24 protein-coding genes and 1 pseudogene are annotated in these 22,963 nt (G+C 66.8%); 15 read left to right on the forward strand and 10 right to left on the reverse strand.

Annotated features, from left to right (window positions below; genetic code table 11):
- Positions 1–65: 65 nt before the first annotated feature.
- The 3 genes from TX79_RS10740 to TX79_RS10750 form a co-directional block, all read right to left on the reverse strand.
- Positions 66–530, reverse strand: coding sequence for a hypothetical protein (locus tag TX79_RS10740; protein WP_049927442.1), 465 nt, complete (start codon positions 528–530; stop codon positions 66–68).
- 84 nt (positions 531–614) lie between these two features.
- The gene (locus tag TX79_RS10745) at positions 615–1,169 is read right to left on the reverse strand and encodes a hypothetical protein (protein WP_049927443.1); all 555 of its coding nucleotides are present in this window, start codon (positions 1,167–1,169) and stop codon (positions 615–617) included.
- A 100-nt stretch (positions 1,170–1,269) separates the two neighbouring features.
- Positions 1,270–1,752 carry a deoxyuridine 5'-triphosphate nucleotidohydrolase gene (locus tag TX79_RS10750; protein WP_049927444.1) on the reverse strand — a complete coding sequence of 161 codons (483 nt, stop codon included), beginning with the start codon at positions 1,750–1,752 and terminating at the stop codon, positions 1,270–1,272.
- A 253-nt stretch (positions 1,753–2,005) separates the two neighbouring features.
- Between TX79_RS10750 and TX79_RS10755 the strand changes: the two genes are divergently transcribed.
- Positions 2,006–3,982, forward strand: coding sequence for an aconitate hydratase (locus tag TX79_RS10755; RefSeq protein ID WP_049927445.1), 1,977 nt, complete (start codon positions 2,006–2,008; stop codon positions 3,980–3,982).
- Between the two features lie 134 nt (positions 3,983–4,116).
- A complete protein-coding gene (locus TX79_RS10760) occupies positions 4,117–5,046 on the forward strand; it encodes an LLM class oxidoreductase (protein ID WP_049927446.1) in 930 nt (309 codons plus the stop codon).
- Between the two features lie 106 nt (positions 5,047–5,152).
- Here the strand turns inward: TX79_RS10760 and TX79_RS10765 are convergent, their stop codons facing one another.
- The 4 genes from TX79_RS10765 to TX79_RS10780 all read right to left on the reverse strand — a co-directional run bounded on the left by TX79_RS10765 (position 5,153) and on the right by TX79_RS10780 (position 8,039).
- Positions 5,153–5,800, reverse strand: coding sequence for a DUF7344 domain-containing protein (locus tag TX79_RS10765; protein WP_049927447.1), 648 nt, complete (start codon positions 5,798–5,800; stop codon positions 5,153–5,155).
- A gap of 154 nt (positions 5,801–5,954) precedes the next feature.
- Positions 5,955–7,082, reverse strand: a complete 1,128-nt coding sequence (solA, locus tag TX79_RS10770) for an N-methyl-L-tryptophan oxidase (RefSeq protein ID WP_049927448.1) — start codon at positions 7,080–7,082, stop codon at positions 5,955–5,957.
- Between the two features lie 52 nt (positions 7,083–7,134).
- A complete protein-coding gene (locus TX79_RS10775; RefSeq protein WP_049927449.1) occupies positions 7,135–7,539 on the reverse strand; it encodes a hypothetical protein in 405 nt (134 codons plus the stop codon).
- A gap of 71 nt (positions 7,540–7,610) precedes the next feature.
- The gene (locus TX79_RS10780) at positions 7,611–8,039 is read right to left on the reverse strand and encodes a DUF5807 family protein (protein ID WP_049928359.1); all 429 of its coding nucleotides are present in this window, start codon (positions 8,037–8,039) and stop codon (positions 7,611–7,613) included.
- A 316-nt stretch (positions 8,040–8,355) separates the two neighbouring features.
- Between TX79_RS10780 and TX79_RS10785 the strand changes: the two genes are divergently transcribed.
- Positions 8,356–8,847, forward strand: a complete 492-nt coding sequence (locus TX79_RS10785) for a helix-turn-helix transcriptional regulator (RefSeq protein WP_049927450.1) — start codon at positions 8,356–8,358, stop codon at positions 8,845–8,847.
- Between the two features lie 113 nt (positions 8,848–8,960).
- Here the strand turns inward: TX79_RS10785 and TX79_RS10790 are convergent, their stop codons facing one another.
- Positions 8,961–9,407 carry a DUF7112 family protein gene (locus tag TX79_RS10790; protein WP_049927451.1) on the reverse strand — a complete coding sequence of 149 codons (447 nt, stop codon included), beginning with the start codon at positions 9,405–9,407 and terminating at the stop codon, positions 8,961–8,963.
- A 16-nt stretch (positions 9,408–9,423) separates the two neighbouring features.
- Complete coding sequence (locus TX79_RS10795; protein ID WP_049927452.1) at positions 9,424–9,822, reverse strand: 30S ribosomal protein S6e; 399 nt, start codon at positions 9,820–9,822, stop codon at positions 9,424–9,426.
- A gap of 331 nt (positions 9,823–10,153) precedes the next feature.
- Between TX79_RS10795 and TX79_RS10800 the strand changes: the two genes are divergently transcribed.
- A complete protein-coding gene (locus tag TX79_RS10800; protein WP_049927453.1) occupies positions 10,154–10,435 on the forward strand; it encodes a hypothetical protein in 282 nt (93 codons plus the stop codon).
- 48 nt (positions 10,436–10,483) lie between these two features.
- Here TX79_RS10800 and TX79_RS10805 read toward each other — a convergent pair whose 3' ends face one another.
- The gene (locus TX79_RS10805; RefSeq protein WP_230198567.1) at positions 10,484–11,545 is read right to left on the reverse strand and encodes a M48 family metalloprotease; all 1,062 of its coding nucleotides are present in this window, start codon (positions 11,543–11,545) and stop codon (positions 10,484–10,486) included.
- Positions 11,546–11,687: 142 nt separating this feature from the next.
- Between TX79_RS10805 and TX79_RS10810 the strand changes: the two genes are divergently transcribed.
- The 11 genes and pseudogenes from TX79_RS10810 to TX79_RS10860 all read left to right on the forward strand — a co-directional run bounded on the left by TX79_RS10810 (position 11,688) and on the right by TX79_RS10860 (position 22,925).
- Positions 11,688–12,323, forward strand: coding sequence for a TetR/AcrR family transcriptional regulator (locus tag TX79_RS10810; protein WP_081655542.1), 636 nt, complete (start codon positions 11,688–11,690; stop codon positions 12,321–12,323).
- A 56-nt stretch (positions 12,324–12,379) separates the two neighbouring features.
- Positions 12,380–13,258, forward strand: a complete 879-nt coding sequence (locus TX79_RS10815) for a hypothetical protein (protein WP_049927455.1) — start codon at positions 12,380–12,382, stop codon at positions 13,256–13,258.
- On the forward strand, positions 13,251–13,589 hold the full coding sequence (locus tag TX79_RS10820; protein WP_049927456.1) for a hypothetical protein: 339 nt from the start codon (positions 13,251–13,253) through the stop codon (positions 13,587–13,589). Before TX79_RS10815 ends, TX79_RS10820 begins: the two co-directional genes overlap by 8 nt.
- Positions 13,590–13,676: 87 nt before the next feature.
- Positions 13,677–14,081, forward strand: a complete 405-nt coding sequence (locus TX79_RS10825) for a hypothetical protein (protein ID WP_049927457.1) — start codon at positions 13,677–13,679, stop codon at positions 14,079–14,081.
- 98 nt (positions 14,082–14,179) lie between these two features.
- A pseudogene (locus TX79_RS10830) lies at positions 14,180–15,444 on the forward strand (MBL fold metallo-hydrolase).
- A 51-nt stretch (positions 15,445–15,495) separates the two neighbouring features.
- A complete protein-coding gene (locus TX79_RS10835) occupies positions 15,496–16,695 on the forward strand; it encodes an ArsA family ATPase (RefSeq protein WP_049927458.1) in 1,200 nt (399 codons plus the stop codon).
- Positions 16,696–16,781: 86 nt separating this feature from the next.
- Positions 16,782–17,672, forward strand: a complete 891-nt coding sequence (locus tag TX79_RS10840; RefSeq protein ID WP_049927459.1) for a helix-turn-helix transcriptional regulator — start codon at positions 16,782–16,784, stop codon at positions 17,670–17,672.
- Positions 17,673–17,974: 302 nt separating this feature from the next.
- Positions 17,975–19,165, forward strand: coding sequence for an ABC transporter substrate-binding protein (locus TX79_RS10845; RefSeq protein ID WP_049927460.1), 1,191 nt, complete (start codon positions 17,975–17,977; stop codon positions 19,163–19,165).
- A gap of 6 nt (positions 19,166–19,171) precedes the next feature.
- Complete coding sequence (locus TX79_RS10850; RefSeq protein WP_049927462.1) at positions 19,172–20,284, forward strand: FecCD family ABC transporter permease; 1,113 nt, start codon at positions 19,172–19,174, stop codon at positions 20,282–20,284.
- On the forward strand, positions 20,284–21,279 hold the full coding sequence (locus tag TX79_RS10855; RefSeq protein ID WP_081655543.1) for an ABC transporter ATP-binding protein: 996 nt from the start codon (positions 20,284–20,286) through the stop codon (positions 21,277–21,279). The genes TX79_RS10850 and TX79_RS10855 overlap by 1 nt, the downstream gene beginning before the upstream one ends.
- A gap of 164 nt (positions 21,280–21,443) precedes the next feature.
- Positions 21,444–22,925, forward strand: a complete 1,482-nt coding sequence (locus tag TX79_RS10860; RefSeq protein WP_049927463.1) for an MATE family efflux transporter — start codon at positions 21,444–21,446, stop codon at positions 22,923–22,925.
- Positions 22,926–22,963 lie beyond the last annotated feature (38 nt).

The following is a 22,963-nucleotide window of genomic DNA, read 5'->3' on the forward strand; positions in this document are numbered from 1 at the left end:
AACGTTCGATTCCGAACGAGTCACCGCCGCAAAACGCGAATTTGTGGGATCAGTGACGAGACCGTTCACAGGCTCGCCGCGAGCCCGGTCGTGATCGCCCCGCCGACGACGAGCAACGCGATACCGACGACGGCTGCAACCCGGTACAGTCCGAGGACGTTCGCCGCCGGTTCCCGGAGTTTCTTGCCGTTGAGTCCCGACTCGAGTCGTTTCGCGCCGATCTCGACGAGCGCGGCGAGGAGCAGCCACAGCGCGACCATCGTGAGGACGAGGTGGCCGTTCGCCGATCCGAGTAGGCTGTCGACGGTGTAGCCCGTCTGCGCCAGGCGAGCGCCGGTGAGCAACAAGACGAGAGCGCTGACGCGGGAAATGGTCGTCAGTTTCCCGGAGATCGCTTCGAGCGGTTTCGTCGTGTTGAACTCGCCGTCTCGAGCCAGCGGGAGAACGACGAACGCAACGTAGAAGACGCTGCCAGCCCAGATTGCGGCGAATAGCAGGTGGGTCGTCCGGACGACGAATTCCTCGACCATACCGAACGTCCGGATGCCGATGATATCAGCGTTCCGACTCGGCCCGGCAATCGCAAGCCAGCCGGGTATTCGAGCGGGATCAGCTCACTCGAGCCAGTCGGGGAGCCAGGCGACCAGCCGCCGACGGAGGGAGGCATACCCGAGCGAGACCGCGAGTCCGACGAGCACGATAGCCCGGATCCAACCGTCGAAGACCAGCAGCGTCGGCACCGCGAGGACGACGGCGAGGGCTGCGTCTTCGGGCGCGCCGTCGTACCTGATCCACCGACGGGGACGGACCCACCGACCACGGACGTGGTCGTAGACGGCCCGCTCGCTGCGGTCGTTCCAGGGATCCATCTCCGGGCCGCCACCGATGGCGTCGCTCACGGCGTGGAGCCAGGCTGCGACGGCGAACGCGGCGACACCGACCGTGAGCTGTGAGGGGACGGCGACGCCGAGGGCAACCCCGGCCCCCGCAACCACGGCTCCAGCCACGGGAAAGTGGAAACTCCGACGGTGCTCGAGGACGAGGTCGAAATCGGGGGCGAGCCCGCCGAGGATCGCTCCGGCAACAAGCGGCGACGCCAGTTCCGGGACGGCGTACGCGACGGGGGCGACCACGGCGAGGCCCGCGAAGACGTGGGTGGTCGCCATCATCGGTTCGACTCACCGATCATGGTACGTCCTCGGGACAGGTGCCTAAAAGTTCGCCTGAAGCGGCTCCGGTCCCTAGCCGTCGCCGCACGTTCAGTGCTGCTCACTCGAGGTTCTCGCCCTGGTAGCTGCCCTCGTAAACGTCCTCGTGGTTGGCTTCGGCGAAGACGAGTTGCGCGATGCGGGCCCCCCGTTCGATTTCGACGTCGTGGTGGACCTGCAGGAGTCCCTCGCCGCGGCCCTCGTAGCCGGCGTCCCAGACGGCCGTGTTGAGCATGCAGGAGTTGCGCATCAGCGACGAACGCGGATAGACGAAGCCGACGTGGCCCTCCGGGATGCGGATGCGCTCGCCGTACCGGGCGACGTAGGCCCCCTCGGGCAGGTAGTACGTATCGGGGTCTTTCTGCTCGAGTTCCTCCAGCGGTCGGGCGACTCGTTCGCCGATCGTCTTCCCGTCGCGACCGATCCGGCCGGGCTCGAGTTGCTCGAAGACGACGTCCAGCGTGAGGTCGACGCCGTTGGGCTGGACCTGCTCGTCGGTCGTCGGCGAGACGTGCTCGGCGACGAACGCACCGGAACGGAACATACCAACCTCTGGAGAGAGGATCGAAAAAAGGGTATCGCTTGGGGGTATTACTCGATCATCCGACACGTCTCGGAGACGGCATCGAACGGGATCCGACCAACTGGTCGACATCATCCCACGACACGGAGTGTACGATCGTTCAATTGTCCGGCAAGAGTTGCCCGTTCAATGCTACAGTGTCCGAAAGTGGAACTACCAATCCACATGGGAACACGCTGGATTTATCACGCCGGGAAGCCGAGTTGCGCGTGCTATGGGACAAACTCTCACCGAGAAGATTCTCGACGATCACCTCGTCGAGGGCGACCTCGAGACCGGCGAGGAAATCGGGATCGAGATCGACCAGGTACTGACCCAGGACACGACTGGGACGATGGTCTGGCTCCAGTTCGAGGCGATGGGACTGGACGAGGTCCAGACCGAGATCGCCGCCCAGTACTGTGACCACCAGACCTACCAGTTCGACTTCAAGAACACCGACGACCACCGCTTCCTCCGTTCTGCAGCCGGCAAATACGGCGCGTACTTCTCCCGTCCCGGCAACGGCATCTGTCACAACGTCCACCGCGAGAACTTCGCCGCCCCCGGCAAGACGCTGCTCGGGTCGGACAGCCACACCCCGACTCCCGGCGGGCTCGGTCAGCTGGCCATCGGCGCGGGTGGTATCGACGTCACCGTCGCCATGGGCGGCGCACCCTACTACATCGAGATGCCCGAAGTCGTCAACGTCCGCCTCGAGGGCGAACTCCCCGAGTGGGCCACGGCGAAGGACGTCATCCTCGAACTCCTGCGACGCCTGAGCGTCAAGGGCGGCGTCGGCAAGATCCTCGAGTACACCGGTCCCGGCGTCGAGTCGCTGACCGCGCCCGAGCGGATGACCATCACCAACATGGGCACCGAACTCGGCGCGACCTCGTCGATCTTCCCGACGGACGAGCAGACCAAAGACTACCTCGAACGGCTCGACCGCGGCGACGAGTACGTCGAACTCCAGCCCGACGACGACGCCGAGTACGACGACGAGATCGTCGTCGACCTCTCGGAGCTGGAGCCGCTGATCGCCCAGCCCTCGATGCCCGACAACGTCGTCCCCGTCCGCGAGGTCGCGGGCCAGGACGTCGACCAGGTCATCGTCGGTTCCTGTACCAATGGCGGCTACGAGGACATCCTCCCCGCCGCCAAGATGCTCGAGGGACGCCAGGTCAACCCCACCACGGAAATGATCGTCGCGCCTGGTAGCAAGCAGGCCTCCGAGATGCTCGCCCGCGAGGGCTGGGTCGCGGAGATGATGGCCGCCGGCGTCAACTTCTCCGAGGCCACCTGCGGTGCCTGTATCGGCATCGGTCACGTGCCGTCCTCGGACTCGGTCTCGCTGCGGACCTTCAACCGCAACTTCGAGGGCCGCTCCGGCATCGAAGACGACAACGTCTTCCTCTGCTCGCCGGAGGTCGCCGCCGCCGCGGCGATCAAGGGCGAAATCGTCGACCCGCGCGACCTCGCCGACGAACTCGGCGACCTCGAGGCACCGGGCATCGAACTCCCCGACGAGTACGACGGCTCGAAGGCGGACCTCATCACGCCCGACGAAGCCCCCGACGACGAACTCGTCAAGGGGCCAAACATCGGCGACGTGCCGCTGAAGGATCAGCTCGACGCCGACATCGAGGGTGAAGCCCTCCTGAAGATGGAGGATAACATCACGACCGACCACATCATCCCTGCGACCCAGGACATCCTGATGTACCGGTCGAACATCGAGAAACTCTCGGAGTTCACCCTCTCCCGCGTCGACGACACGTTCGCCGAGCGCGCCAAGGAAGCCGACGGCGGCGTCCTCGTGGCCGGCGAGAACTACGGCCAGGGCTCCTCGCGCGAACACGCCGCGATGTGCCCGATGTACCTCGGCATCGAGGCCGTCCTCGCCCAGAGCTTCGCCCGGATCCACCGCGCGAACCTCTTCAACTTCGGCATCGTCCCCCTGACGATCGACGAGGAGACCTACGAGGACATCGATCAGGGCGACGAGATCGAGATCGTCGACGACGTCTACGAGGCCGTCACGAGCGGTCAGGAAGAGTTCACCATCCGCGTCAACGGCGACGAAGAGTACACCGCCACGCTGGACGCCTCCGAACGCGAGCGCGACATCCTCGCGGCCGGCGGCAAACTCTCCTGGACCAAGGAACAGGCCGAAGAGAGCGGCTCCGGTGCCGCGCCCGCCGACGACTGATCGACGTCGTCACAGCCGACCCGGTCGACTACTGACGATTCGGTTTTCTTCGCGTTCCCGACCGATCAGCCGCTCGAGTAGCGTCACGATTCGGACCATCACCGTCATCCGGGAGGAGGCAAAAGCGCGAACGAATGTCGACCGGTGACCGCGGCCACGAGAACGAGGGGTTTCGACGCCTGTTCGAACCCGACGGGTTGACGTTCGGTCTCGGCTTCCCGTTGACGAGCACACGGCGCTCGCGGCCCGACGTAGAGCGGGAACTCGAACTGGCTCGCCGCGCCGAGACCCTCGGTTTCGACGGGCTCTGGGCGCGTGACGTCCCCACCTACTGGCCGACGTTCGGGGACGCGGGCCAGACGTTCGACACCTGGCCGTGGCTCTCCCACGTCGCGGCTCACACCGACGCGATCGCGTTGGGAACCTCGAGCGTCGTCCTGACGCTCCGCCATCCGCTCCACGTTGCCAAAGCGGCCGCGACCGTCGATCGCCTCTCGGACGGCCGCCTCGTCATGGGCGTCGCCTCCGGTGACCGCGACCCCGAGTACCCCGCCTTCGACGTCGATCCGGCGGACCGCGGCCGACTGTTCCGCGAGGCGGTCCACGCGATCCGGACCGCCTGGCGCGAGGAGTTTCCCGAACTCGAGGGCGAGTGGGGTCGCCTCGAGGGAGATATCGACGTCGTCCCCAAACCGACCGCGGAGACGGTGCCGCTCTTGCCGACCGGTCACGCCCGCCAGCGCCGCGAGTGGATCGCCGACCACGGCGACGGCTGGCTCTTCTATCACCTGCCCGAGCGGACCCTCGAGGACTATCTCACGAACTGGCGGGCCGACGCGGGCGGGAAGCCGTTTACCATCGCGGTCCGTGTGGAGTTCACGGACGATCCCGAAGCCGATCCCGAACCCCTGCATCTGGGCTTTCGGGCCGGCGTCGAGTGGTTCCGGGAGTACTTTCGGCGACTCGACGAGTACGGCCTCGATCACGTCATCGTGGGGCTGGCAAACGACGACGAGGAGCGGGCGCTGGAGACGTTCGCCGAGGAGATCCTGACGGCCCCCTGATCAGGACTCGAGTACTCAGGAGGGAGCGTCTCGCTGGTGGGCAGATCGAGGCCGGGCAGTCAGGTGAAACGGTGGAACGATCGGCGGTGGCTATTCGAGAGGGACGTCAGCGATCACCGCCGAGACCGTCGTACTCGAGTTCGACGGCTGGCGAGTCGTCCTCGATTCCGAGTCGGTTCCGACGGGCGTAGTAGCGGTGTACGAGCGCGAAGGTGCCGAACGTGACGATGGCGAAGACGCCCCAGGCCTCGAGCGAGAGGGCTGCGAACGGTCCGGGACCCGTCACCGCGAGGACGAACGAGAGGGCGATCAGCGCCGTCACGCCGAGGTAGTAGTCGCTCCAGGGGATCCCGCGTCCGTGCACGAGGTCCATGTAGATCTCGACGTCCTCGAGCGTCGCCGTCGGTTCGACCGTGCCGCGGTCCCGATCGAACTCCACGAGTCCCGTCTCGTCGAGCTTCGGTAGATGAGACTGGTGAAGGGCCGTGTAGACGCGTTTGCGATCGCTGCTCGAGACCTCGTGGAGTTCGAGGCCGTCCTCGTAGGCGGCGATCTGCTGTGACAGCGTGCCGATGTCGATCCGGTCTCCCTCGCGGATGAGTTCCTGTAATACGTATCGACGACGACGGTTCGACAGGACGGTAAACAGTTCGTCCTCACTCAACGCGTTCCGCGTTGTCCCGTCGCTCTCGCCGTCCGCATTCACCACCGACGTCTCGTTCCCCCCGGACGGTTGAACGTTCGTTCCCCCCATTTCGACTAACGCGTACGACTACTTTCATTAAAAACGTTTGGTGTGGACAAATACGAGGCCGGCGTCGGCTTCACTCGACGACCAGTGCGAGGGGCGTGGACGACGTGGAACGCGAGTGGGATCTCGAGTCGCTTGCCGGGGCGACGACCGAGAATCAGAAGCGATCAAGCGAGAACGGGTCGACGTCGTACTCGGTCGTCCCCTCGAGTGCGAGGTCTGCGAGTACCTCACCGATCGCAGGTGCGAACGCGAACGCGGAGTCGGAACAGCCGGTGCCGACGACCACCTCGGGGCGGTCCGGGAGGGTATCGAGGACGAACCGGTCGTCGGCCGTCGTCGCGGAGAGGGAGGTCGACAGGCGCATTGTCGGCCCAGCAGCGGTCGGGACGTACTCCTCGACGATCGATCGAAGGAGCCGTTCGTCGGCCTGTGTCGGCTCGCGCTCGAAAGCGTCTGGGTCGACGGACTCCTCGCGGGTGCGACGACGGCCAACTGTACAACCCGGTACGTCGTGGACCGGCGTCCCGAAGTAGCGGCCCTCGTCGGTCCAGAGGGTCCAGACTGGGAACCGATCGGGACCGAACCGGTCGGGGTTCCCGGGCTGGAACCAGCCGAGGAGTTGCCGTTCGGGGACGACGACCCCCTCGAGTGGTTCGACCAACTGCGGGATCCAGGGACCCGCGGTAACGACGAGCGCCTCGCTTTCGTAGGCACCGTGGTCGGTTTCGACCCGGACGCCATCGCTCACGGAGCGCCAGTCGACGACGCGTTCGCGAGCGCGGATCGTCGCGCCCGCGCGGTGGGCTTGCGTTACCTGGGCGACGATCCCGACGTCGGGCACGAGAACCCCGCCTTCGGGCTGGTAGATCCCGGCGTACGTTTCGGGGACCGCGAACGCCGGGAACCGCTCGGACAGGTCCGCGGACGAAAGGCGGTCGTACTCGAGGCCGGTGGCCTCGCAGATGCGTCGCGCGTCCTCGAGCGCGTCGCCGTCGGCCGGCCCGACGTCGATCGATCCGGTTCGGTACAGCAGTTGCCGGTCGACGTCGGCCTCGAGGTCGCGCCATCGCTCCAGGCCACGCTCGAGCAACGTCGCGGACGCCCGGTCCGTGGCGTCCGGACGCCGAACGATCCGGCTGGTACCGTGTGCGGAGCCGTAGTCGTGGGGGACGTCGTAGCGCTCGAGACCCAGCACGTCGACGCCACGGGCGGCGAGTTCGGCGACCGCCGCACTGCCCATCCCGCCGATCCCGACGACGATGACGTCGTACCGGTCACGCATAGACGGCGCTACGATCCCGCCGTCGAAAAGGTTGGGTCTCGCGGCTCGCGGGCTACTCCTCCTCCCCGCGTGCCCGCTCGCGGAGGTGTCGGTGATAGCGGCGTTCGGTGACGTGACCGGTGCCGTCGGCGAGGTCGTCGCGAACCGCCGCCTCGAAGCCGGTCAGATCCGCGAGAAAGCCGTCCTCGAACTCCTCGACGAGTTCGTACGACCACTGATCCTCGATGGCACCCGCGGGGAGGTGATCGTCACGCAGTTCGTTCGCCCAGCGCTCGTGTCCGGCCTCCCGGAGGGCGCTCTCGGCGTCGGCCATCCGGTTCATCGCCCGCCCGAGGTGGTGGTGGAAGGCGAGCAACGAGCCGTAGGCCCGATTGACGTACTCGATACCGAGTTGGCACTCGTGCAGTGCCGCCCGTTCGGCCTCGCTCAACTCGAGGTCGTCGGAATCGGTCGGCATACCGCTCCACCCAACGAACGAACGGAAAGGCGTTGGGGGCCACTGCCGGACGACCGCTTCCACAGCGCGGATCAGGATTCGGTGACGACCCACCGATCGGAGTAGGCGGTGCCGCAGGTACACTGGGCGTAGGCGTGGATCACGTCGCCGTCGGCGTAGATCCCGCCGACGTCCTCGTTTTGCTCCTCGGCGAAGGCGAAGACGAACTGGACCGCGTGGTCCTCGTCGGTCGATGCCTCCGGACACTGTCCGCCGGTGAGGTCGTCCTCGATGACGCCCTCGAGGCCCATGGCGTTCTTGGCGAACGCCATCGCGTCGGTCCCGGTAGCCGCCTGGAAGGCGTTGCGACCGCGTTCGCCGTCGACGACGATCAACACGCCGTTCTCGACGGCGTCGCCGAACTCCGCGAGTCGGTCGTCCGAGACGTACGAGTCGGCGAGAAACAGCGCCACGTCCTCCGGTCGCTCGCCCGCCAGAAACTCCTCGCGTGGATCGCTCATGTCACTGGTTCGCGGTCGAAACGGAAAAAGCGCGTCGTTCGAGACCGACGCGAACGATCCGGGACACCGCTTCCCCATCGCTCACATACCGATCCGGAACAGCGGGGCCGTGGACGGCCCTTCGGCACAAGTAGGTAATATTTACACTCACAGGTGTTGATTTATCCGATTTCGGTTCGGTCGGTTCCCTGTCGTTTAATAGCCGGTAGTTCCAGCACTTGACTAGCCGTGACTGGGGCCGGCTACGAGACGCCGACGGCGGAGCGCCGTCGGTCGGGGCGGGACCCCACTCACGTAACCCCCACAGTGATCGGCAATGCGTGATAACGCGACTAACACCGAGTCCGTGCTGGACGAACTCTCGAAGGCGGCATCGGGCGACGCGTCGGACTCCCACGAACCGGGCGGAACTGATCGAACGACCGACGACGTCGAACGGGAACTCGAGTCACTCCTGGAGCACGTCGCCGAAACGCTCCCCGTCGAGGACGTAACGCTCGACGAACGACTCGTCAAGGAGAACCTCGACGAACTCCTCCTCGTGCTGATCGCCATGCACGAGGGGACCCACGGCGACGAACTCCTGACGACGATCGAACGGGCCTTCGAAACCCGACTGAGCCCCGGGACGGTCTATCCACGTCTCCACGACCTCGAGGAAGCGGACGTGCTCTCGATGCACGCGAAGGTACGAACCAAGGAGTACTCGATCGACGACCCCGAATACGTCCAGGACCGTCTCGAGGAGACGATGATCCAGCATCTCGCGTTCGGGATGTTGCTCTACGCGCTACACCATCGGCTCTGACCGTCGCCGTCCGGGTCGAACGCCACACCTTCCCCGCCCAGTCACGCCGTTCCCGCTCGCTTCTCGCCGCATCGCTCCCTACTCGAGCAGCGCCTGCCGGTGCTGAGGGGCCGTCAGCGATCCTCGTCGTTCTCGAGCGACCGTGCGATGTCCTGCAGGCCCTCGTTCGGCGGTTCGGTGGCGTCGTAGTAGACCGTCGACCCCGGTTCGCGGAGCCCGTAGAGGAAGTCGGGTTCGACGACGTCGACGAGGACGGAGCCGCCGACGCGCACGTCGCTTTCCGCGACCCAGGACGAGAGACGATCGGTCGCTCCGCTGGGATCGCGCGCCGCGTCGGGCGTCTCGTAGACGCCCCGGATCCAGCGGCCTTCGCCGGTCATCGCGCGTTCGACGCGCGCGAACAACTTGTCGCCGTCCACGACGACGCGGATCACGTCCTCGAGCGGAACGGCGTCGTGGTCGTCCGGCGGCACCTCGAGTCTGACGCCGGTCGTCGTCTCCGCACAGGTCGCGCGGATCGTCCGGACCGACGGATGATCGCTGGAGATTCGGTCTGCCATCGAACGGAGAAGGGTGTTACTCGTCGCCGTCGTCCTCGCCGAGCAGTTCCTCGACGTCGGCGTCGCCCCGATCGACGATCGAGGCGTTGATCTGTGCGACGGCGTCGGAGATCTCGCTGCCACGGACCGTGATGCGGCGGCGCTCGCCGTCACGCGAGGGCTTGTAGCCGACCTGTCGACCCTCCATCAGGACCTCTTTCAGGTTCGGTCCCTGGACGTCCGGGTTCAGCGGTCGGCCGGCGTCGTCCGAGCCGCCCGTGATCTCGAGCGTGTAGCCGTCCAGCCCCACCGCGGAGCCGTCGACTTCCTCGCCGATCGACTTGCCGATGAACCGGTTCGCGTCCTGTTCCTCCGCCTCGAGCTGGTGGGTCGACCCGGACTCCGGGTCGCCGACGACGACAGTGAAACTTGCCATGCCCGACGGAAGACGGTGCCCGGTCAAAAGAACATCGTTTCAGCACGACCTTTTTTCCGTTCGGGTCGGCCTTCGGCCGACCGCTCACGCAAAAAATCTCGACCAAAAAAGGCCGCTCACGGTTCCACCGTTCGCGGTGCCGAGACGGAACGGCACCTCGCTTCGCTCGGCGAGTAGCGGGTGGCGGGCCTGCCCTCCCCCGGGTCGCCTGCGCGGCGGATTCCACCGCGCACGCTCCCGGCCGTCGACCGACGGTCAGCCCACCGGACGGTTCGTCACTGCTGGAACCCGGCGACGAACAGTCAAGTGGGTTGCCCGCGTACCGGCACCCGTGTTCATCGATCCCGAGCGGCTCGAGACGCGACTGTGCGAGGAGTTCGGCGGCTCGAGCGACGAGGCGCGCGTCGTGGTCCGCCAGGCCGTCGACCTCGCGGATTCGGGGCACTACGAAGCGACCGCCGGGACGCCGCTGACGACCGACCTCGTGCTCTCCGAACTCGGGGACGCGCCCGACGGCACGCCCGCGGACCGCTGGAACTGGTGGATCGGCTCGCTCGAGATCGCGTACGGCGAGTACGAACGGTTCGGCATCCGACAGTACCGCGCGGAGTGATCGGCGTATCGCGGCCCTCGGTCGGCCACGCGTCAGTTCGTCCCTCGCTCAGGCCGACGCGACCGTCCGCTCGCGTTGCATGGCCCGCAACCGCTCGATGCGCTCGGCGGTGTCGGGGTGGGTTTCCGGGAAGAGATCCTTGCTCAACAGCCCGTCGTCGCCCTCGTCGGTGAACTGGGCGAAATCCAGCGGGGCGACGTACAGCGCCTCGACGCCGCCGTCCAACTCGCGGAGGTCGCGATCCGGCGTCCGGGTGAGTTCCTCGTCGATCGTTGCCAACGCACTCGCGAGCGCGGCCGGATCGCCCGTCAGCCGGGCCGCCCCCCGATCGGCGGCGTGTTCGCGGTATCGACAGAGCAGCCGGTAGAGGAGGAAACTCCCGATCCAGAACAGCGCCGAAACGGCGATCGTCACGAGCGTCGTGGTGACGACGACGACGATCACGGCCGCCAGTGCACGCGCGTCGTCGTCGTGGGACGTCCCGAGGTACTCGAGCGAGCGAAAGACCGTCCGAAGGATGGTGTACGCGCCCGTCGCGACGAGGTACGTCAGCGTCGGCAACAGGTACGCGATCGTCATGACCGTCACGTCGCGGTTCTTGAGGTGGGCGATCTCGTGGGCCAGCACCGCCTCGAGTTCGGCCTCGTCGAGGCGCTCGAGCAGGCCATCGGTGACGACGATCGTCGCGGACCCCTGGGAGCGACCGGTCGCGAACGCGTTCGGCGCGTCGGTCTCGATCACGGCGACGTCGGGCCGCGGCAGATCCGCCTGTTGGGCGAGTCGGGCGACGGTCGCCTGCAGCGCCGGTCGCTCCTCGCGCTCGAGCGTCCGCGCGCCGACGCTCGAGAGCGCGAGCCGATCGCCGACGGCGAACTGGGCGACGAGCCCGATCCCGACCGCCGCCGCGAGCAGTCGGCGATCGATCGCGAACGAGACGTCGAGTTCGACGCCGGTCAGCGCGGCGGTCACGGCGGGAACGATCGTCGACAGCGCCCACTCGAGCGCCACGGCGAATGCGAACGGGAAGACGACGACCAGGAACAGTCCACCCGCCATCCGGGCCTGGAGCCCCCGGTCGATCTCCCAGTCGGCCGATCCTGTCGACGACATCGCTACGGTGTGGAAGCGGTATCGGAGAGCCGACCGATAACTCTTCTCAATCGCCGACGGAGTCGGCAGCCGACTCGCACTGAAAGTGACAAGTGGTGATAACGAAACGCCTTTTACCCGCTCCTGACCAAGTGGTCAGGTAGTGACCGACCCAGACGTCCGCGAATCGATCATGAACGCGACCTACGAAGCCCTCTGTGAGCACGGCTACACCGAGCTCACGGCCCAGGACATCGCCGACCGGACCGACCGGAGCAAGTCGGCGCTGTTCTACCACTACGACTCGAAAGAGGAGTTGACGGTCGACTTCCTCGAGTACCTGCTCACGTGGCTCGACGATCGGGTCGAGGAGACGGCGTCCCTGCCGCCGGCCGAGCGGCTGCTCCGGGTCGTCGACTGGTTCCTCTACGGCGAGGATACGGACCAACACGAGTCGTTTCACACCGCTATGCTGGAGCTTCGAGCACAGGCACCCTACAACGAACAGTACCGCGAGAAGCTCCGCAAGAGCGACGAACGACTCCGCACGACGTTCGAACGCATCCTCGAGGACGGCATCGACGAGGACCAGTTCGTCGCTCACGACACCGAACGGATGGCGGCGCTGTTGATCGCGGCGCTCGACGGCGCTCGCACCCGCCAGCTGACCTTCGACAACGACCGGTATCCCGAGGACGTCCGCGCCGGCATCGTCGGAGCTATCTTCGAGCAACTGCTCACCGACGAGGTCGCGACCGATCGACGTCTGGAGACGGCAGGTGAGACGGATGACGACTGAACGTCCACGGAACGCGTCCGATCGACGCTACTCGCCCATTACCTACCCTATCCGACATGAGTGAACGAACCACTACCTACGATCAGCCAGGAGCCACCGACCGACAGTTCCCGGGACTCTCCCCGACCGTTCGAGGCATCGTCACGGATTCGATCCGCTCCCGGGATCGGTCCTTCGCGGTGGCGTGTTGTACTGTCGCCGGCGAAATCGCCGCCGCATCGGCGGACGAAAATCGACGCCAGTCGATCGACAGCACCCTCGCGGACCTCGGCGACGCCGTCGCCTGTTTCGAGGCGTACGTCTCGATTCGCCGCGCGCTGCTGACCGGCGACCGGTTCGACCGCCCGGTCGACCGTGACGCCGCCATTCTAGGCAGCGACTACCTCCACGCCGCCGCCTACGCCGGGGTCGCGGCTGCCGTGGAGTCGGTCGAGCGGACCCTCGAACTGTACAGCGTCCTGGCAGAGGCCTCGACCACGCTCGCGACCGAGTTCCTGGCGGCGGCGAGCGACGAAGCGACGCCGGGGTCCGACGATCGATATCCACCGGAAGCGATCCTGGCGGGCACGGCAGCGACGGTCGGGGCGACCGCCGCCGGCGCGACCGACGAGGTCCGCGCCGCGTGTGATCGGTACGCTCGATCGCTTCGCGGAGCCATCGCCGCAGCAACGCCGTCCGCCGAGGAACCGCTCGAGACGGCGACGCTGATCCTCACGGGCGAACACACCCGCGATACGATCGCGGGGGAGGTCGACTGGGCCGACGACCACTCCGACGCGGTCGCCAGCCACCTCGAGCGCGCCAGGGACGCGATCGCGACCCTCGAAGGCGAACTCGAGGGCCACGTCGACGCGGGAACCGACCGAACGCCGCTGGCCCGACTCGAGAGGGCAACACGGATTCCGTTCCAGCACGTAGAGTCGGGCAATGAGTGAACGCAGTCGACCGATCTGGCCATCGTACGTGCTTACGATCCTTCTCGCCGGCCTGGGGCACTGGTATCTCGGCCGGTGGAAACGCGGCGGCGCGTGGCTCGGCCTGTTCGTCGTCGCGCTCGCGTTCCTGAGCGCCCGGACGCTGCAGGACGTGGTCGAGGCCGGCGAACCGTTCGTCGTGACGGCCCTGCAGTTCGACGCCGTCAACTACGTCGACGTGGCCGTGCCGCTGGCCGTGCTGGTCGTCTGTCTGCTCGACGTCTACCTCATCGGCCTGACCGAGCGAACCGACTCGTCACCGGCGGCCGGTCTCCAGTCGAACGGCTCCTGAGTCGGTACGTCGACCGAAATCCCGGCGTGGGCCGCGAAGCGCCCGCCGCCGCGATCCATTTTTGTGTCTGCTCGTACAAGTTCGACTATGGGTCGTCTCGGCACACTCGCCCTCAAAAGCCTCGGCCTGCTCGTCCTCGCGTTCGTCGCGTTTAGCGTGATCGCCACCATCGTCGGCATCGTTCTGGGAATCGTAACCGCCGTCGTCTCGCTCGTCGTGTCGGTCGCCGTCCTCGGACTGTTGATCCTCGGCGGCATCAAACTCGCGTCGATGCTCGGCGACGACGATCCCACTCCCGAGACGTTCGGCACTCCCACGGGAACCGAACGTAGCCGCGATCCGAAGTCACAGCTTCGCGATCAGTACGTCTCAGGGGAACTGAGCGAAGCCGAGTTCGAGCGCGAACTGGATCGACTGATGGACTCGAGCGACCGGCCCGGGAGCCGTTCCGGGTCCACTCGCTCCTCGGACCTCGAGCGGGATCGTCGGTAACGGCTCTCGACCGACGACGCTCGACCGATCGTCTCGGTGGGAGAGCCCAGCGAGCCGAACCGACGAACGCAAGCCGCTCGAGTCGATACTCTCCCCGCATGGAGGTCGCGTTTCTCGGCGGCGTACGCGAGATCGGGCGGAGTGCGCTGCTGATCGACGATCGGTTGCTCGTCGATTTCGGGATGGATTCGGGCAACCCGCCGTCGTTCCCCATCGAAGACGTCGACCCGGAGGCGGTGGTCGTCAGCCACGGCCACCTCGACCACGTCGGCACCGTCCCCGCGTTGCTCTCCGGGGACGCGCGGCCGACGGTCCACTGGACGCCCCCGACGTACGACCTCGCGATGACCCTCGCGCGCGACACGCTCGACCTCCACGGCGGGAGCTACGACTGTCCGTTCACCGAGGCCGAACTCGCCCGCCTGACGCAGGTCTCCGAAACCCACGGCTACCGCGAGCCGTTCGAGGCGGCGGCTACGAGATCACCTTCTACGACGCCGGACACGTCCCCGGGAGCGCACACGTCCTCGTCGACGACGGCGAGACGCGCCTGCTCTACACCGGCGACTTCCACACCGAGGACCAGCGCCTCGTCTCCGGCACCGACGCACGGCCCGACGCCGACGTCGTCGTCTGTGAGAGCACGTACGCCGACACGAGCCGTCCGCCTCGCGAGGAGATCGAGGCCGCCTTCGTCGAGAGCCTCCGGACGACTATCTGGGAGGGCGGCACCGTCGTCGTCCCCGCCTTCGCCATCGGCCGCACCCAGGAGGTGCTCTGTCTCTGCGAGCGACACGACCTCGAGTGTTACGTCGACGGGATGGGCAAACGCGTGACGGAACTCCTGTTGCGCGAGCGGAATCGGCCGTTCCTGCGAGACCCCGACGAGTTGCGGCGAGCGAAGGGCAATGCCCGCTTCGTCGACGGTCGAGACGGCCACCGCCGACGGATTGCCGAGCAAAATACGGTCATCGTGACCACCAGCGGGATGCTCCACGGCGGCCCGGCGATGACCTACGTGCCCGCGATCCGGTCCCACCCGGCGAACAAGATCGCGCTAACGGGCTACCAGGTCGAGGGCACGCCCGGTCGGGACCTGCTCGAGACGGGAAGCGCCGAAATCGACGGCCGCGTGATGCCCGTCAGCGCGCAGGTCGAACAGTACGACTTCTCGGCCCACGCCGATCGGGAGGGGTTGTGCGACTTTCTCGACGCGTACCGGGACAGCGAGGTGCTGATCGTCCACGGCGATCGCTGTGAGGCCTTCGCCGGGGAGTTGCGCGCCGACGGCTTCGACGCGAGCGTGCCCGAACTTGGCGAGCGCCGCCGACTCGGGGAAGAGCCGGACGACGGGGCCGCCTGATCGCCGCCGGCAACCGACGAATACTCGTGTCGGGGCGGGCAACGGCCGGGCATGAGCGGACTCGACGTCGAGCCGGCCGACGACGGCGACGGCACGGCGACCGACGACAACACGATCGAGGTAACCCCGACCGACTCCGTCGGCGACGAGCGCGAAACGATCGACGTCGAGCCCTCCGACGAACCGCTCGAGGGGCCCGACTACGTGCTCTACGGCGGCAAAGGCGGCGTCGGCAAGACGACGATGGCCGCGGCGACGGCGCTGGACAGCGCCCGCGGTGGTACCCGGACGCTGGTCGTCTCGACCGATCCGGCACACTCCCTGTCCGACACCTTCGAGCGACCGATCCCCTCGGAACCCGAGCGCATTCGGGAGGACGTCCCGCTGTACGCCGTCGAGATCGATCCCGAGGCGGCGATCGAACGCGGCCAGGCGACGCTCGTGGGCGAACCCGGCGGCGAGGAACCGGGCGACGGCGTCGGACTCGGCGAAGGCTCGGCCGACCTCGGCGGACTCGGCGAGGGCGACGCCGCTGGCGGTCTCGGCGAGATGCTCGGCGGCGGCAACCCGATGGACGCGCTGTTCGGCGGCGGCGCGATGCCGGGCGCGGACGAGGCCGCCGCCATGCAACTCCTGCTCGAGTACCTGGACGACCCGCGATTCGAGCGCGTGGTCGTCGACACCGCACCGACGGGCCATACCCTCCGTCTGTTGCAGCTTCCGGAGGTCATGGACTCGATGGTCGGGCGCATCCTCCAGTTCCGTCAGCGGATCAGCGGGATGTTCGAGAGCGTGAAAGGGATGTTCGGCGGCGACGACGCCCCCGAAGACCCCGAGGCCGGTCTCGAGGACCTGGAGGAACTGCGCGACCGGATCGAGCGCCTCCGCGCGGCGCTGCAGGACCCCGCGCGGACGGACTTTCGGATCGTGATGGTGCCCGAGGAGATGAGCGTCCTCGAGTCCCGACGGCTGCGGGAGCAACTCCAGGAATTCGACATCCCGGTCGGAACGGTCGTCGTCAACCGCGTGATGGAGCCGCTGTCGGACGTCACCGACGACGTGGAGGGCGAGTTCCTCCAGCCGAACCTCGACGACTGCGCGTTTTGTCAACGACGGTGGGACGTCCAGCAGTCGGCGCTGACGGAGGCCCAGGAACTCTTCCGCGGCACCGACGTTCGCCGCGTCCCACTGTTTGCCGAGGAGGTCCGCGGCGAGGGAATGCTCGAGGTCGTCGCCGCCTGTCTGCGCTGACGCGTCGACCGGCCGACGGCGTCGGCACTCGAGCGTTCGTCGACGATGTAGAAACTGTTTTAGGCCGCCCTAAACTAATCCGAGTAATGACGCTCGTGGAACCAGAGGACGGACTCGAGACCGACGAGAACGTCTCCAGGGGAGCGATCGAGTCGGTCGCGTTTCTCGCCCGCTCGGAACATCGAGTCCGCGTGCTGTCCCTCTTGGACGGCGGCGCGCGCACTCGAGACGAGATCAGCGACGCCGTCGGGGCGACCCGGGTCACGTTGAGTCGAATCCTCGGCGATCTCGAGGATCGGGGGCTGATCGCCCGCCGGCCGTCGGAGAACGCGTACGAGTTGACGCGGTACGGCGAACTCGTGCATCGTGATTTCTCCCGATTACTCGGGACGGTCTCGATCGGGCAGGAGTGTCCCGACGTGGTGGAGCGGTTACCGGCGGATTGGCTGGGATTCGATCTCCGATATCTCGCCGACGCCGAACTGGTCTCCGACGACGGTGCCGACCTGATGTCCGCCGCCCGGGTCGTCGCCAACGCCATCCAGCACTCGTCGTCACGCAACGCGCTGCTCGGAACGTTCCTTTCCGTGCCGCTGTACACCTTCGAAGAGGCCCTCCGGGAGGGAAAGGCACCCGATGGTGCCGTCGTGTTCGATCCGGACGTCGCCGAGACGATACTTACCGATCCGGATCTCCGGGAGCGGTGGCGAACGATCGAGTCGATCGCCGACTCCCCGGTGTACTACCGGACCGACGAGCGCGTCCCCTGTGCGGTCAGCGTCCTTGACGACGAGGAGGTGTTCCTGACGGTCGAAGGAGAGCGAAACGGTGACTTCGACGTCATCAGGTGTACACATCCCGAAGTCGTCGACTGGGTAGACGGCGTCGTCGAGGCGCATCTGGAAACGGCGACGCCGCTCCGACAGTACGTCGACGAACAGCGTGATCGAACCGTGGCTGAACGCGACCCGACGTGACCGAACCGGTCGAATCCTACCCAGTGGAACGCTCCCGATTCGTTTTCGATCCCTGCCGAATCGTGGGGATGATCGATCCGTCCGAGCCAGCGTGTCGCGGTAGCCGCGTGGTTCCCGCGAGGCGACTCGCCGAGTCCTATTCCGCTCTTGTGCCGTCCCTCCGGGTTCGGCGTCCGTTTTGTCTCGTCACCCTCTCCCGAAGGTACCGAGCGTGATATCCGTAACACGGTCTGAACATCTAACAGGGCGTGTTACGAAGAAAGGGAGGAATTACTACATTGTTTTAGGCGAGCCTAATTCGTATGCCACAGAGACGACGTGTGCTCGCAACTACAGCGGGTGTACTCGCAACCAGTCTCGCAGGATGCACGAACAGCGGATCCGAACCGTCGGACGACGGTTCGACCTCGGCCGACGACGACTCGTCGAGTTCCGACGGTTCCGAATCGAGCGACCCCACGCCCTACACGGTTGAGATCGCACCCCACGGCGAATTTACGTTCGACGAAGTCCCCGAAGAGTATGCAGTCATTCCGAGCGTTTTCCTGGACATCGGGATGGCGCTCGGGAAACAGCCCGTCGCGGCGACTACCCTCGAGCGGGCCCCGACGAAACTGTACGACATCCTCGATCTCGAGTTCGACGAGGACGAGATCATGGCGCTCGCGAACGAGGCCGAGTCGGGATACGACAAGGAGAGCTTCTACGCTCCCGGCCAGGACGTCAACCTCATCGATCGGCGCGACCTGGGACGGTTCGCCGACTGGGACGACTCGGACATCCAGGAGATCGAAGACGCGACCGGCCCGTTCGTGGGGTCGGGAATCCGGTTCGGACCGACCCACCCGTTCGGACCCGACCAGGACACCTACTACGAACTCTACGACGTCTTCGAGAAGATCGCGACGGTCTTCCAGGAGCAGGAGCGCTATCAGCAGTGGGAGTCGCTCCACGACGAGTTCATGGAGACCATCGAGTCCGAACTGCCGCCCGAGGACGAGCGTCCCTCGGTCATCCCGCTGTGGCGCGGCGTCGATCCGACGACCGGAGAGTTCTACATCTCGGACATCCACCAGTACCACAACCAGACCAAGCCGCTCGAGCGACTCGGGCTCACGAACGCGTACGACGAGGAGCTCCCCGGCGGCGGCTTCATCGGCTACGAGGAACTGCTCGAGTACGATCCCGACTACATCTCCATTGGCGGCTCGCTGGTCTCGAGCACCCACGAAGAGTTCGTCAACAACGTCGTCGAACCGTTCGAGAACGATTCGAACGGGCAGCAGCTCACCGCCGTCCAGGAGCGGAACCTCCTCCGTATCGGCGATCAGTATCAGGGCCCGATCGTCGACCTCTTCGCCACGGAGGCAGTCGCCAAGATGATCTGGCCCGACCGCTTCGGCGAGTGGCCTGGTCCGGTCGACGAGGTCCCCGAAGACGAGCAGCTCTTCGACCGGCAGCGGGTCCGCGACATCATCACCGGCGACTTCTGACGATCGATGGCAAAGGTATTCGATCGGACCGAGGAGCGGCGCGCCGCCGAGAGCCGCTGGTACACCGACCCGAACCTCGCCCTCGTCGTCGTCGGCAGTCTCGCCATCCTGCTCGTCTCGGCGATTCTGCAGGTGAGTTTCGGCGCGTATCCGCTGACCGTCGGGGAGGCGTGGCGGCTGGTCTTCGACGCGGACGTGCTGTTCAGCCCCGAGGTCTGGAACTGGTGGTTCCTGGGTGCCGACATTCCGGACTGGTTCACCCAGGAACAGGTCATCGTGTGGAACATTCGGCTGCCGCGGATCTTCGTCGGCGCGATCGTCGGCGCGAACCTCGCCGTCTCGGGGGCGCTCTTCCAGGTCATTACGCGCAACGAGCTCGCGAGCCCGTACATCCTCGGCGTGAGCGACGGCGCTGGACTGGTCGTGCTCCTCACGCTGACGATGTTCACCGGGCTCACTTCGTTCCTCCCGCTCTTCGCGGCGGTGGGCGGCGCGATCGCGTTCCTGATCGTCTACGCCATCGCGTGGAAGAACGGGACGAGTCCCATCCGACTCGTCCTCGCCGGCGTCGTCGTCGGGACCGTTTTCGGCTCCGTCCAGCGGGGACTGTTCTTCTTCATCGACGATCTCGGCGTCGCGATGTCAGCACAGGCGTGGCTGTCGGGGTCGCTCCTCAACACGGGGTGGGAAGAGTTACGGATCGCGCTCCCGTTTACGGTGCTCGCGCTGATCCTCATGTTCTTCCTCACCGAGGAGTTGGACGTCCTGCTCCTGGGCGGGGATACGGCGGATTCGCTCGGGATGCCGGTGGAGAAAGTGCGATTCGCGATCGCCGGAATCGGCGTTCTCTCGACGGCCGCCGCGATCGCCGTCGCGGGGCTGATCGGATTCGTCGGGCTGATCGTGCCGCACATGGCCCGCAACGTCGTCGGGAGCGATTCGAAGGTGTTGCTGATCGCCTGTCTCTTCATGGGGCCTGCACTCCTGGTCAGCGCGGACGTCGGCGCGCGGCTCGCGTTCAACCCCGTCCAGCTGCCGGTCGGCGTCATCACCGGCATCGTCGGCGGGCCGTACTTCCTCTACCTGATGCGGCGCAAGGAGAACCTGGGTGAGGTCTGATGACAGGAAGAGAATCAGCGCAGCCCGGACGGACCGAACGCGAAGCGGCCGACGACCGCCGCGAGCGCGATCCCGCCGTCGATCGTGACGGCGACCGCGGTTCGACCGACGGCGCGGTGCTGACCGATCCGTCGGGTGCCGCGTTCAGCGGGGCCGACCTCGTCCTCGGCTATCCAGGGATGGACGACCCCGTCATCGACGGGGAATCGATCGCGGTCCCCCCGGACGAAGTGACGGCACTGATCGGTCCCAACGGGAGCGGCAAGAGCACGCTGCTGAAGGGGCTCGCGGACAAGATCGAGCCCGACCGGGGGATGGTCGTCGTCGACGGGCAGGAACTCGAGGAGTTCGGATCGAAGGAACTCGCTCGGAAACTCGGCCTGCTCTCCCAGGAACACGTCTCGCCCGAGGGGATCACGGTCGAGGACCTCGTCGAGCGCGGTCGGTACCCACACATCGGGTTCTTCGAATCGCCCGGCGAGGAGGATCGGGCGGCCGTCGACGAGGCGATCGAACTGGCCGGAATCGAGCACCTCCGCGAGCGCGAAGTCGGGAGTCTCAGCGGCGGCCAGAAACAACTGGTCTGGATCGCGATGGCGCTCGCCCAGGACACCGACATCCTGCTGCTGGACGAGCCGACCACGTTCCTCGACCCGCACCACCAGCTCGAGGTAATGGGAATCGTGGAGACGCTGCGCGATCGGAGCGAGATAACCGTCGTGCTCGTGCTCCACGACATCGGGCAGGCGGCACGGTACGCCGATAACGTGGTCGCGCTCAAGAACGGGTCTGTGCACGCGTACGGCCCGCCCGAGGAGGTCATCACCGAGGAACTACTCGCCGAGGTCTTCGAGATCGAGGCGGCGGTACTGGACACGGAGTACGGGATCCAGATCGCCCCGCTGGAGCCGCTCGAGGAGCCACGGGACGATCGGTCGGATTCGCGAGGAGCCTACGCGAACCGGACGACGGGTTCGGACGGCTCGTCGCCGTGAGGGATCGTTCCTGCTATGCGCGACGAACGACACCCGTCTCGAGGCGTCGGCCGGTATCGCCGCGGTAGCGACCGCCTGGGCGGCGATCGTCGATTCGCCGCCGACCCCGCGGCGAGCGATCGCTTCGCGAGAACTGACGACCTCGACGGGAGGGAGAGCCGACGATGACGGAGGCAGACGGGGGTCTTCGCGGGCGCGCTCGAGCCGTCCTGTTTCGGTTTCCGGCGGCCCTGGGCCGACTCGGCCTCGTCGATCGCGAGCGCGGAACGGACGCGTTCGACCTGGCGCTGCCGGTGATGGTCACCGGGACCGTTCGGACGGTCCTGCGGACCGCCGACTTCTTCATGGTCGGGCTGGCGCTGTCGTCCGCGGCGGTCGCCGGCCTCGAGTTCGCCTTCCAGTACTACTTCGTCGGCTTCGGTCTGGCGCTGGCGCTCTCGAGCGGGACGATCAGCGTCGTCTCACGGGCGAAAGGGGCAGGGCGACACGACCGCGCCGATTTGGCGATCAAACAGTCCCTGTGGCTGGCGGTGATACTCTCGGCACCGCTCGTCGTCGTCGCACAGTTCCGCTCGGAGTTCCTCGTGGGCGTTCTCACGAACGACCCCGTCGCCATCGAGCAGGGGGCGACGTATCTCCGGATCGTCACCTACGCGTTGCTCGCCCGGTTCTGGTCGATGATCGCCGCTCGAGCGCTCCAGGGCAGCGGCGACACCCGAACGCCGATGTACGTCAACTTGCTGACGATCCCGACCAACATCGGGCTGAACGCGGCCCTGATCTTCGGACTGGGACCGTTCCCCGAGTTGGGTATCGCCGGCGCTGCCTGGGGGACGACCGTTGCGGAGACCCTCTCGGCGGTCATTTTCGCGGGCCTGCTGCTCTCCGGCAGGTACGACGTTCGCCTGCGACTCGGCGGGAAACAGTGGGACGCGACGATCGCCGGAGACATCGTCCGCGTCGGGACGCCGCTTGCCGGAAGTCGCCTCGTCGGCACGTTCGGACGGTTTCCCTTCCTGTTCGTGCTCGGCGTGCTGGGAACGCCCGTCGTCGCGGCGTTCGCCATCGGTCGGCGCGTCATCATGCTCGCGATGATGCCGGCGTGGGGGTACTCGACCGCCGCGAGCACCCTCGTCGGGCAGGCGCTGGGCGCTGGCGACGAGACGGACGCGACCGCGTACGGCTGGGACACGACCCGCATCGCGCTCGTCACCCAGTTGCTGATCGCCGCGGTGATGGTGGCGATCGCCCGTCCCATCGCGACGATCTTCAACCCCGAGGCGGCCGCGATCACCGCGTCGTTCGTCCGCGTGTTCGCGCTCGCCGTCGGCGGCTTCAGCGTCGCGCGAACGTTGCGCGGTGCGCTCCGGGGGGCCGGCGATACGGCCTGGCCCTTCTACGGGAAAGTCCTCGGGCTGGCGGCCCGGCTGTCGCTCGTCGCGCTCGCGCTCCCGGCCGGTACGGCGGTCGGCATCGGCGGCGTCTCGATCGCACCGGGGCTGGGACTCGGTATCGGTGCGGTGTACGCCGCGATCGTCGTCGACTACTACGTACAGGCGGCCGTCAACGCCGTCCGGTTCCGGAGCGGGAAGTGGCGACTCGTCGCCCGCCGCCCGAGCGCCGGCGGCGTCTCCGGCGACGACTAACCCCGCCGCGGGCGGTGAGCACGCTCCGGGGACGAACC

Origin of the sequence: Halopiger goleimassiliensis, assembly GCF_000455345.1 — an archaeon.
Taxonomy (GTDB): domain Archaea; phylum Halobacteriota; class Halobacteria; order Halobacteriales; family Natrialbaceae; genus Halopiger_A; species Halopiger_A goleimassiliensis.

What these genes read in the sequence shown, in the direction of transcription:
- TX79_RS10815 (WP_049927455.1), top strand. Translation starts at nt 12,380, where the DNA reads ATGAGTGAACGAACCACTACCTACGATCAGCCAGGAGCCACCGACCGA.
- TX79_RS10765 (WP_049927447.1), bottom strand. Translation starts at nt 5,800, where the DNA reads ATGGGGGGAACGAACGTTCAACCGTCCGGGGGGAACGAGACGTCGGTG.
- TX79_RS10740 (WP_049927442.1), bottom strand. Translation starts at nt 530, where the DNA reads ATGGTCGAGGAATTCGTCGTCCGGACGACCCACCTGCTATTCGCCGCA.
- TX79_RS10820 (WP_049927456.1), top strand. Translation starts at nt 13,251, where the DNA reads ATGAGTGAACGCAGTCGACCGATCTGGCCATCGTACGTGCTTACGATC.
- TX79_RS10745 (WP_049927443.1), bottom strand. Translation starts at nt 1,169, where the DNA reads ATGATGGCGACCACCCACGTCTTCGCGGGCCTCGCCGTGGTCGCCCCC.
- TX79_RS10835 (WP_049927458.1), top strand. Translation starts at nt 15,496, where the DNA reads ATGAGCGGACTCGACGTCGAGCCGGCCGACGACGGCGACGGCACGGCG.
- TX79_RS10845 (WP_049927460.1), top strand. Translation starts at nt 17,975, where the DNA reads ATGCCACAGAGACGACGTGTGCTCGCAACTACAGCGGGTGTACTCGCA.
- TX79_RS10785 (WP_049927450.1), top strand. Translation starts at nt 8,356, where the DNA reads ATGCGTGATAACGCGACTAACACCGAGTCCGTGCTGGACGAACTCTCG.
- TX79_RS10860 (WP_049927463.1), top strand. Translation starts at nt 21,444, where the DNA reads ATGACGGAGGCAGACGGGGGTCTTCGCGGGCGCGCTCGAGCCGTCCTG.
- TX79_RS10755 (WP_049927445.1), top strand. Translation starts at nt 2,006, where the DNA reads ATGGGACAAACTCTCACCGAGAAGATTCTCGACGATCACCTCGTCGAG.
- TX79_RS10780 (WP_049928359.1), bottom strand. Translation starts at nt 8,039, where the DNA reads ATGAGCGATCCACGCGAGGAGTTTCTGGCGGGCGAGCGACCGGAGGAC.
- TX79_RS10840 (WP_049927459.1), top strand. Translation starts at nt 16,782, where the DNA reads ATGACGCTCGTGGAACCAGAGGACGGACTCGAGACCGACGAGAACGTC.
- TX79_RS10855 (WP_081655543.1), top strand. Translation starts at nt 20,284, where the DNA reads ATGACAGGAAGAGAATCAGCGCAGCCCGGACGGACCGAACGCGAAGCG.
- TX79_RS10850 (WP_049927462.1), top strand. Translation starts at nt 19,172, where the DNA reads ATGGCAAAGGTATTCGATCGGACCGAGGAGCGGCGCGCCGCCGAGAGC.
- TX79_RS10775 (WP_049927449.1), bottom strand. Translation starts at nt 7,539, where the DNA reads ATGCCGACCGATTCCGACGACCTCGAGTTGAGCGAGGCCGAACGGGCG.
- TX79_RS10825 (WP_049927457.1), top strand. Translation starts at nt 13,677, where the DNA reads ATGGGTCGTCTCGGCACACTCGCCCTCAAAAGCCTCGGCCTGCTCGTC.
- TX79_RS10760 (WP_049927446.1), top strand. Translation starts at nt 4,117, where the DNA reads ATGTCGACCGGTGACCGCGGCCACGAGAACGAGGGGTTTCGACGCCTG.
- TX79_RS10790 (WP_049927451.1), bottom strand. Translation starts at nt 9,407, where the DNA reads ATGGCAGACCGAATCTCCAGCGATCATCCGTCGGTCCGGACGATCCGC.
- TX79_RS10795 (WP_049927452.1), bottom strand. Translation starts at nt 9,822, where the DNA reads ATGGCAAGTTTCACTGTCGTCGTCGGCGACCCGGAGTCCGGGTCGACC.
- solA (WP_049927448.1), bottom strand. Translation starts at nt 7,082, where the DNA reads ATGCGTGACCGGTACGACGTCATCGTCGTCGGGATCGGCGGGATGGGC.
- TX79_RS10805 (WP_230198567.1), bottom strand. Translation starts at nt 11,545, where the DNA reads ATGTCGTCGACAGGATCGGCCGACTGGGAGATCGACCGGGGGCTCCAG.
- TX79_RS10750 (WP_049927444.1), bottom strand. Translation starts at nt 1,752, where the DNA reads ATGTTCCGTTCCGGTGCGTTCGTCGCCGAGCACGTCTCGCCGACGACC.